Genomic DNA, 8,877 nt, shown 5'->3' with positions numbered 1-8,877 from the left:
GTTGGAGCAGCTCGGTAGCTCGCTGGGAAAATAACCCCGTGGTCGCCGTTTCAAACCCTGGCCCCGATACTGCACCGGAAGGGCCCGTAACCTCACGGGCATCCGGGCCCTTCCGTCGTACCAGGGCGCGTCGGGGGAACGCACTCCATGCACACCAGTCGCTCCCGTGCGTCCCACGACTGCGTCACGGTGAACCCGAGCCGCTCGTACAGGGCGATGGCTTCGGTCCGCCACTCCCACACCGACAGCCCGACGGTGCTGACGCCGGTCTCCGCGGCGTGCGCGAGCGCGGCTCCGATCAGCCCGGACGCGATGCCCCTGCCCCGGAATGCCGGGTTCGTCCATAGCCTCTTGACCTCGGCCCGGCCCTCGACGGGGGCGGTCACCACCAGGCAGCCGACAGCGGTGTCCCCACTCATCGACACCAGCACCTCATCGTCGGCGAACGCGGTCCACGGGTCCGAGACCTCCGCCCGATAGCGGTCCGGCAATGCGTCCACACCGGCAACGGCTTCGCCCTTCTCCGCTTGCGTCCGCAGATGGTAGGCCGCCAGCAGCTCGGCCAACCCGTCCGCACCAGGAGCGTCCCGGCCTGGCCGGCGGACGACAACAACCTCGGGTTGATCAGTCATGACTCCAGCATCACACGTACCGGACAGGGCATTTCCCCTGCGCGGGTGGGGTGTTGCGGACTTCGACGACAGCGACCTCGCATCGTTTCCCGCCACCCCTTCCGCCGAGGCGGCACGCCAGGTCCGGTGGAGGTCCCGTGCCCGGATTCATTCGTCCTGTCAGGCACTGGACAAGGGCAGCCTTACTTAGGTTAGCCTTCGCTTATGCATTCCATACATCTGGCTGCCGAGGCCGGCTACACCACGCCTCCGCTCTGGCGCGTCCTCACCAAGGCCGGCTACTTCGTCGGCCTGTCCGGAGCCATCGGCACCACGGTCACCTACGCGGCGTCCGTGCGCCCCGCACTGCGCGCCCCCGAGGCCCATGGCGCTGACGTGGAGGTCATGAGACGAAGAACGGCGGGGTACCTGGCCTGGGCCGGCGTCGTCCTCCTGGTCGCCGGGTACTTCCAGCTCGCCGCCCGCCTCGCCCGGGCCGGAAAGGGCATGCCGTTCGGTGACGCCCTCGCGCCCGGCCGGATCCGGGACTTCCTCCTCGCACCGGCGGGCAAGGACGCGTGGATCGCGCAGGGCACGATCTATCTGGTGCAGAACATCGTGCTGGTGAGCGCCGCAGCCGCTCTGATCACGCTGTTCCTCCCCGGGGCGCGCCGGCACCTGAACACCCTCGCGCTGACCGCCCTGCCCCTGAGCCTCGCGGTGACGCTCATCGCGGCGGTACCGGCCACCAAGCCGAAGAACGCGGAGAAGGTCCTGGACCTCGTGTTCGACCAGACGCACATCATCAGCGGTGTGGTCTGGGTCGGCGGCCTGGCCTTCCTCGCCGGACTCGCCGCCTCGCGCCGCCGCCTCGGTGACGGTGCGGGCCTGCTGTGGGCGGACGTCTGGCGCCGCTTCGCCCTCGTCGCCCTCGTCAGCGTCGGTGCGGTCCTCACCTCCGGACTGTGGCTGGGCTGGAAGCACGTCGGCTCCATCAGCCAGCTCTGGACGACGACCTACGGGCTCTTCGTCCTCGTCAAGATCCTCCTCGTTCTCGGCATGGTGACGGCGGGCGCCGTCAACCAGTTCTGGCTGATGCCCCGCATCGTCAAGGCCCGGGCCGAGGACGACACCTCGTCGCTCGTGCACCTGACCCTGCGGCACTTCCCCAAGGTCGTCTGGGGCGAGGTCGTCCTCGGGTTCGCCGTCCTGGCCGTGGTCCCCTTCCTCAGTGGCTCCGCCCGCTCCGAGGCCGGCAGCCCGCCCGCCGTTTCGGACGGCAGCGTCTTCGCGGTCGGCGCCCTGCTCGTCCTCACCCTGGCCGCCTCGCTCTACATCACCGTCAGGACGTCCGACGCCCTCGCCCGACGGACGACTTCGGTCCCGGCCTGACCCGGAGCCTCCCCGGCAGACGGACTCGACCACCCATGGCCCGCCGCACCACCTCGTGCAGGTCCCGTACGGTGTCCGCGGTGCACGGGGCGGCCGCCGCGACGTAGACGGTCGCGGCCGCCGCCCCCCGTCGGCCCCCGCCATTCGGCCGGGACGAGAACAGTGCGGCGAAGCGCCGCGGACCGGGCCCCGGCGCCGCGCCAATCGCCCATCGCCCATCGCCCGGTGCATCTTCCGTGCGGCGAAGCCCTGTTCGTCCGTGGCGGGGGCATGGGCGAAGGTCCGGCCGTGCGCGCCCGCGCGAGCACGTCCTCGTCGCACCCGTCGCGCAGGGGGCCGGCCCGGTCGTGCCCGTCCGAGGTTGGCCACCTCCTCGCTCATCCTCTACAGTCACCTTCGTCTTCTACACGCGTGTAGACGGTGAGGGTCTTCCCCGAGCGTGCCACGCCCGCCCTCCTCCTCCCACGCCCCCGCCGCCACGCGGTGACCGGCTCGGCCCGGCAGCCGCCGGGGCCCGGCCGACGCTTCACCACCCATCGGACCAACTTCAGGGACGGACGAATTGAGCACGATCGGCATCGGACAGGCAGCGGTCCTCGGCGTCGTCGAAGGAGTCACCGAATTCCTGCCGGTCTCCTCCACCGGCCACCTGAAGATCACCGAGGGGCTGATGGGCATCCCGGTGGACGACAAGGCCGTCGTCGCCTTCACCGCGGTCATCCAGGTCGGGGCCATCGCCGCGGTCCTGGTGTACTTCTTCAAGGACATCGTACGGATCATGACCGCGTGGGGACGCGGCCTCGTCAACCGCGAGGAGCGGTACCACCACGACTACAAGTTCGCATGGTGGGTCATCTTCGCCACCATTCCCATCGTCGTGGTGGGGCTGGCCGCCAAGCCCCTGATCGAGAGCACCCTGGCCTCCCTGTGGGTGGTCGCCGGCTCCCTCATCGTCGGCAGCGGCCTGATGTGGGCCGCCGACCAGATGGGCCGCCACAAGCGCGGGGAGGACGACACCGGCCTCAAGGACGCGATGCTGGTGGGCTGTTCACAGATCCTCGCCCTGCTCTTCCCGGGCTTCTCCCGCTCCGGCGCCACGATGTCGACCGGACTCATCCTCGACCTCGAACGCGTCGCCGCCACCCGCCTCTCGTTCTTCCTGGGCATCCCCGCCCTGACCGGCGCGGGCCTGTACGAGCTCAAGGACGCCGTCGGCGCCGGCGTGGACACCCTTCCGCTGGTCGTCGGCACCGCGGTCTCCTTCGCGGTCGCCTACGCCTCGATCGCCTGGCTCCTGAAGTACGTCGCCAAGCACTCCTTCAACGCCTTCGTCGTCTACCGGATCGTCATCGGGGTACTGCTCTTCGGTCTTCTCGGCACCGGGGTCCTCGCCGCCTGACCCGGCCTCTCCGGCCGTGGGGTGCGCCCGTACGCGCGAGCGGCCCGCGGCCCGGGCATTGATCCCACCCTTACCTCACGATCGTCTACAGTGCAGTAGACCCCCAGGCGTGGTGGTCGCCCGGGTGCCGTGCCCGGCCGCCTCGCCCGGCTCCTTCGAAAGGCCCCACCGCATGGCCGCTTGCGTGCACGCCTCCGCCGACCTCGCGGTCAGCCCCCGTCGTGCGGGGGAACGGCCGGGGACGTACGGCCGTGCCAGGGTGATCACTCCGGACCGCTCCGTCCCCGTGGACCGGCCGGCGGCCGGCCCGCCGCGTCCACTGCCGGCCTCCACGTGAACCGCGCCCGGCTCGCACGCCGAGCCGGCTGGCTGGCCCTCGCCGCCGCCGTGCTCTTCACGCTGCTGGCGCTGTGGGTCGTACGCACCCCGGATCACCTGCTGCCCGCCGATGTGCCCCTGCACCGCTGGTCGGTGGAGCACCGCCCGGCCCTCGGCTCGGCGCTCGCGCGCATCGTCACCTCCACCGGCACCGGGCCCCTCCCGTACGTCCTGGTCGTCGCGGCCGGTCTCTACGCCGGCCGCACCACCCGGCAGCGGGCCTTCACGGCCGCCGCGCTGCTCCTGTGCCTCGGCGCGGGTCAGACCCTGCGCTACGCGATCATGATGCTGGTCGCCCGCCCCCGGCCCGCTGCGGCGGACTGGGCGACCCACGCCTCCGGCTGGTCCTTCCCCTCGGGTCACACCAGTACCGGCGCGATGACCGCCGGTCTCCTGATCGCCGCCCTGTTCCTGCGCGGTTCCAGGGTGCCGCGCACCGCAGTCGCGGTGATCGCGGTGTGGGGCGCGGTGGTCGGTCTCACCCGCGTCTACCTCGGAGTCCACTGGTTCACCGACGTCATCGGGGGCTGGCTGTTCGCCACCGCCTGGCTGTCCCTCCTCGCCTTCGCGTACCTGTCGCGCACCGGCGACCGCCCCACGACGGGCGGCTGACGTGCGCCGGCGCATCCTCGTCGTCGAGGACGATCACGCACTGCGGGACGTGCTGGTACGGGGCCTGCGCGACGAGGACTTCGACCCGGCGCCCGCACCGGACGGAGCCTGCGCCCTGCGACTGGCCGAGTCCGGCTTCGACGCGGTCGTCCTGGACGTCGGCCTGCCCGACGCGGACGGCCGGGACGTCTGCCAGGCCCTGCGGGCCCGCGGCTTTCCGGGGCCCGTCATCTTCCTGACGGCCCACCACCACCTGACCGACCGGCTGACCGGATTCTCCGCGGGAGGCGACGACTACCTCGGCAAGCCCTTCCACCTCGCCGAACTCGCGGCCCGCCTGCGCGCGGCCCTCAGGAGGGCAGGCCCGCCCCTGCCCGCCGCGGCCGGCGACCTGCTGCTCGACCCGGTCCGCCACACCTGCACCGTCGCGGGGACACACGTGGATCTGACGCCGACCGAATTCCGGCTGCTGGCCGCGCTCATCGCCGCCGCGGGTGCACTGGTGACGCGCCGCGCACTCGTCCGCGCCGGCTGGCCCGAGGGCGCCCAGGTCAGCGACAACACCCTCGACCAGTACCTCAGCCGGTTGCGCCGCAAACTGCGTACCGCAGGCAGCGACCGCACGATCACCACGAGCCGCGGCGTGGGACACCGCCTCTCGTGAAGACCCGCCTGCCCGGCTGCGGGCCGCGCACCCTGCGGGGCCGGCTCTCGCTGGTCGCGTGCGCCGCTGCGGCACTGCTGATGGTCGTACTCACCGTCGTCTTCAACTCGGTGGTCCGCCAGCGGCTCCGGCAACAGGCCGACGACCACTTGTACACCCGCGCCGCCGTCATCGCCGCGACCGTGGACACCACGGGGGCAACGGCCCGCGTCGTGGAAGTACCCGACGACGACGCACTCGATGCCGACGTGTGGATCTACGCCGGTCCGGTGCGCCTCGAAGCTCCTCCCGGCGCCGCGCCGAAAGGCCCGCTCAGCGAGGCCGCGGACGCACTCGCGGCCGAGGGCGGACGCCGCTGCGTGACCGCCGGGCGGCAGCAACCGGTCCGGTTGTGCGTCCGGCCCGTCACCGGATCCGCACACGCGCCGGCCGCCGTCGTCACCGCACTCGACCTCACGCCCTACCGCAGTTCCGCGGACACGGTGCTGTACGCGTCCCTCGCACTGGACGCGGCCATGCTCGCCTGCACGTACGCGCTGACCCGCCTCGCGGTGGGCCGTGCGCTGCGTCCCGTACGCACCATGACCGAACAGGCCACCGCATGGAGCGCTCTGGCGTCCGACGACCGGTTCGGCGACGCCCGACGGCCCGACGAGCTCTCCCGGCTCGGCGGCTCGCTGGACGCCCTGCTGGACCGCATCCGGGCCGGGCTGCGCCACGAACGCCAACTCACCCGGGAGTTGTCCCACGAACTGCGCAACCCGCTCGCCCGGATCATCGCCGAACTCGACTGGTGGCAGAGCCGGCCGCGGTCCGCCGCCGAGGCACGGCTCGCCCGCACCGCCATCGAAGACGCCGCACGCTCCATGCGCACCATCTGCGACACCCTGCTCGACGATGCCCGGGGCGGTTCCGAAGCCCACCGGGGCACCGCCGACGTCCGCTCGGCGCTGAACCGGCTGGCCGACCGGCCGGCCCCGACGCGGCAGGTCGACGTCCGGGTGACCGACGTGGCAGAGGGCCTGACGGCGGGCGTGCCGGTGGCCCTGCTCGAACGCGCCGTGAGCCCCCTGCTCGACAACGCCCTGCGCCACGCCCGCTCCCGGATCCGGTTGAGCGCCTGCCGCCGGGACGCGAGCATCCTGATCGAGGTCACCGACGACGGACCGGGTGTGCCGCCGTCCTTCGCCCCGGAGCTCTTCCGCCCGGGACGGCGCGCCGACCCCGGCGACGGACACGGCGGAGCGGGCCTCGGACTGCCGCTCGCGGGGCGCCTGGCCCGCTCCGTGGACGGTGACGTCGGGTACGACGAACGACACCGCCCTGGTGCGCGGTTCGTGGTCACGCTGCCGGCGGGCTGAACTCCTCCCCGTCCGTCACATCGCGCCGCGACACCGTGAGGAACACCACCAGGCCGAGGATCACCGCGAGGAACAGTGCGCTGGTCACCACCGTGCCGAGGCCGAGACCGCCTTCGTCGGAGGGCTGCGACAGGTAGTCGCCCGCCGAGGCGCCCAGCGGACGTGTGAGGACGTAGACGGTCCAGAAGCTCAGCACCGTGCCGAGCCCCATGGCGTAGTGCGCGACCGCGATCGCCGCGATGACCAGGCCGAACAGGACCGCGGCGACCCAGTAGCCCAGCGCCATCCGCTCGGCCACCAGGTCGCCCGCGGCCGTGCCGAGCGCGAAGGTGAACAGCACCGCCGCCCAGAAGAACCCCTCGCGGCGCACCGAATCGACGCGGTGGATGGACAGCGTCCCCTCCGCCCGGGACCAGAGGGCGAAGGTGGCCGCCAGCGCCACGGCGAACACGGCGGTCGTGAACTCCAGCGGCACGCCCAGGTTGTCCGTGAGGTTGTCGCTGATCAGCGTGCCGACGACGCTGACCAGCACCACCACCAGCCAGTACACGGCGGGCCGGTAGGCGGCCGTGCGGAACTGCGCCACCAGGGCGAAGGCCAGCAGGGCCGTCATCACGCAGGAGGTGCCCGTCAGCCCCAGGCCGAGCTGCGCGTTCAGATAGTCCGCCGCCGTCTCGCCCACCGTGGTGCACAGCACCTTGATCACCCAGAAGTAGGCGGTGATCTCGGGGACCTTGTTGCGGCGGGGCACGGCGGGCGCGGCCGGGCCGTGGAGCTGGTGCGTCTCGTATGTCATGCCGTGGACGCTGCCAGCCGCAGCCTGAACGCATCCTGAGCACGGCGACCACCACACCTGCGTCCTGCCGGCCGGCTTTACCCCCCGTGCAGCGGGAGCAGGAGCGTGAAGCGGGTGGGACCGGTCCCGCTCAGCGTGATCCGGGCCCCCGATGCCCCGGCCAGCTCCCGGGCCAGGGCCAGCCCGATGCCCGAGCCGGTTCCGGTGCCGCGGTCGAAGATCGCCCGTGCGTCCAGTACGCCGGATCCCTCGTCGGCGACGTCCACCGCGAGCGCGGCGCCCAGATCGCGCAGGCTGACCGTGACGGTCCCGCTGCCGTGCCGGTGGGCGTTGTCCAGGAGCACGTCGAGGATCTGGTCGGTGGAGCGGCCCGGTACGGTCAGCCGCCCCGACGCCGGTTCCCGGACCAGCTCGAGACGACGGCCGTCCCCGGCGAGCACGCCGTGCCACCGCCGCTCCGCCGCCTCCAGCAGGTCACCGACCGGCTGGAGCGAGGCCGGTTCCGGGGTCGAGGCGCCCGACGTGGCCAGCCGCAGCACCTCGTCGATGGTGTGGTCCAAGTGCCGTGACCGCTCCGCCGCCTCGGCGAGGGCGGCGCGCGCGTCCGCGTCCGGATCGGCCATCGCCGCTTCCAGAGCGAGCTGCAGCCCGGTCAGTGGGGTGCGCAGCTGGTGGGACGCGTTCGCGGTGAAGTGCCGTTCGCGTTCCAGGAGCCGTGCCAGGCGGCCGACCATCGCGTTGTGGGCGCGCGCCACCTCGTCGATCTCGGCGATCGTGCTGCGGTCGGCCCGCGCCGTCAGATCTCCGTCGGCGATCGCGAGGGACGTACGGGCGAGAGCCTCCAGCGGTGCGCTGAGTACGGACGCCTGCCTGCGGGCCACGACGACGGCTGCGCCGAGCGCCAGCAGGCAGAGGCCGAGCAGCGCGGCCCAGCCCCACAGCACCCTGCTCCGGACGGTGCGGGCACTCGTCGAGGCGCGCACCGCCCCGACGACCCGCTCGCCGCTGGAGACGGGCACCGCGACGACGAATTCGCCTCCGGACCGCGTCCGGGCCACACGGCCCGCCAGCGCCTCCCGGACGGCGTCGCCTCCCGCGGCCGGGCCCGCTCCGGAGCGGAGCCTGCCCGTGGCGTCGTAGATCCCCCGCCGCACCTCGCCCCGCCCGCCGGGCGGCTCCACCGGGTCTCCGGCGGCGAAATCGGGCCCGACCCGGACGACGGTCGCCATGGCGTCCCGCTCCAGCTCTCCGTTCTCGTCGGCAAGGAAGGTGGACCGGACCGCCACCGCCAGCGGCACGGCCAGCAGGAACAGGGCCACGGCCGCGGCAACCAGGGCCACTCGGACCACGCGCGCTCTCATGGCGCCCATCATGGGGGCCGCACGTCCGGCGGGTGCGGTTTGGGAGTCCGACGGCGGGTTTTGCCGTCCTCTCACCGTGCGCGGGCCGGGCGCTAACCGACCCCCTCCTAGCGTCGTGGACAGAGCAGTCAGAGCAGACGGACTTCCCGCAAAGGACGCGAGGACCATGCGACGCACTCTTGCCCTCCCCCTGGCCGCGCTCGCGGCGACCGGCGCGGGGCGCGCCCGCGGCGGCCGCGCCACCCCGCCCCCCCCGCCCCCCCCCGCGCCCCCCCCCCCCCGGCGGCCCCCCCCCCCCCCCCC

General features: G+C 72.9%; 8 protein-coding genes. 5 read left to right on the top strand and 3 right to left on the bottom strand.

Going from position 1 to position 8,877, the window contains the following annotated elements; translation table 11 throughout:
• Positions 1 to 92: 92 nt before the first annotated feature.
• Positions 93 to 632 carry a GNAT family N-acetyltransferase gene (locus ACFXA3_RS25790; protein ID WP_385190622.1) on the bottom strand — a complete coding sequence of 180 codons (540 nt, stop codon included), beginning with the start codon at positions 630 to 632 and terminating at the stop codon, positions 93 to 95.
• 204 nt (positions 633 to 836) lie between these two features.
• Here ACFXA3_RS25790 and ACFXA3_RS25785 point away from each other — a divergent pair, with 204 nt between their 5' ends.
• From ACFXA3_RS25785 to ACFXA3_RS25765, 5 genes are all read left to right on the top strand, one after another.
• Complete coding sequence (locus ACFXA3_RS25785) at positions 837 to 2,003, top strand: copper resistance D family protein (RefSeq protein ID WP_385190621.1); 1,167 nt, start codon at positions 837 to 839, stop codon at positions 2,001 to 2,003.
• 562 nt (positions 2,004 to 2,565) lie between these two features.
• On the top strand, positions 2,566 to 3,402 hold the full coding sequence (locus ACFXA3_RS25780; RefSeq protein ID WP_385190620.1) for an undecaprenyl-diphosphate phosphatase: 837 nt from the start codon (positions 2,566 to 2,568) through the stop codon (positions 3,400 to 3,402).
• 333 nt (positions 3,403 to 3,735) lie between these two features.
• Positions 3,736 to 4,392 (top strand): phosphatase PAP2 family protein, encoded by a 657-nt coding sequence (locus tag ACFXA3_RS25775; RefSeq protein WP_385190618.1) that lies wholly within the window; start codon positions 3,736 to 3,738, stop codon positions 4,390 to 4,392.
• 1 nt (position 4,393) lies between these two features.
• Positions 4,394 to 5,056 carry a response regulator transcription factor gene (locus ACFXA3_RS25770; protein ID WP_385190617.1) on the top strand — a complete coding sequence of 221 codons (663 nt, stop codon included), beginning with the start codon at positions 4,394 to 4,396 and terminating at the stop codon, positions 5,054 to 5,056.
• On the top strand, positions 5,053 to 6,417 hold the full coding sequence (locus tag ACFXA3_RS25765) for a sensor histidine kinase (protein ID WP_385190616.1): 1,365 nt from the start codon (positions 5,053 to 5,055) through the stop codon (positions 6,415 to 6,417). Before ACFXA3_RS25770 ends, ACFXA3_RS25765 begins: the two co-directional genes overlap by 4 nt.
• Here ACFXA3_RS25765 and ACFXA3_RS25760 read toward each other — a convergent pair.
• Both ACFXA3_RS25760 and ACFXA3_RS25755 read right to left on the bottom strand, forming a co-directional pair.
• A complete protein-coding gene (locus ACFXA3_RS25760) occupies positions 6,398 to 7,213 on the bottom strand; it encodes a hypothetical protein (protein ID WP_385190614.1) in 816 nt (271 codons plus the stop codon). The genes ACFXA3_RS25765 and ACFXA3_RS25760 overlap by 20 nt on opposite strands.
• 77 nt (positions 7,214 to 7,290) lie before the next feature.
• Positions 7,291 to 8,574 carry a histidine kinase dimerization/phospho-acceptor domain-containing protein gene (locus ACFXA3_RS25755; protein WP_385190613.1) on the bottom strand — a complete coding sequence of 428 codons (1,284 nt, stop codon included), beginning with the start codon at positions 8,572 to 8,574 and terminating at the stop codon, positions 7,291 to 7,293.
• Positions 8,575 to 8,877: the final 303 nt, after the last annotated feature.

It is taken from the genome of Streptomyces sp. NPDC059456, assembly GCF_042750055.1.
In the GTDB taxonomy this organism is placed as follows: Bacteria; Actinomycetota; Actinomycetes; order Streptomycetales; family Streptomycetaceae; genus Streptomyces.
The sequence above is the reverse complement of the archived record's forward strand: the minus strand, read 5'-3'. Positions and strand labels throughout refer to the sequence as shown.

What these genes read in the sequence shown, in the direction of transcription:
- ACFXA3_RS25790 (WP_385190622.1), bottom strand. Translation starts at nt 632, where the DNA reads ATGACTGATCAACCCGAGGTTGTTGTCGTCCGCCGGCCAGGCCGGGAC.
- ACFXA3_RS25785 (WP_385190621.1), top strand. Translation starts at nt 837, where the DNA reads ATGCATTCCATACATCTGGCTGCCGAGGCCGGCTACACCACGCCTCCG.
- ACFXA3_RS25760 (WP_385190614.1), bottom strand. Translation starts at nt 7,213, where the DNA reads ATGACATACGAGACGCACCAGCTCCACGGCCCGGCCGCGCCCGCCGTG.
- ACFXA3_RS25755 (WP_385190613.1), bottom strand. Translation starts at nt 8,574, where the DNA reads ATGAGAGCGCGCGTGGTCCGAGTGGCCCTGGTTGCCGCGGCCGTGGCC.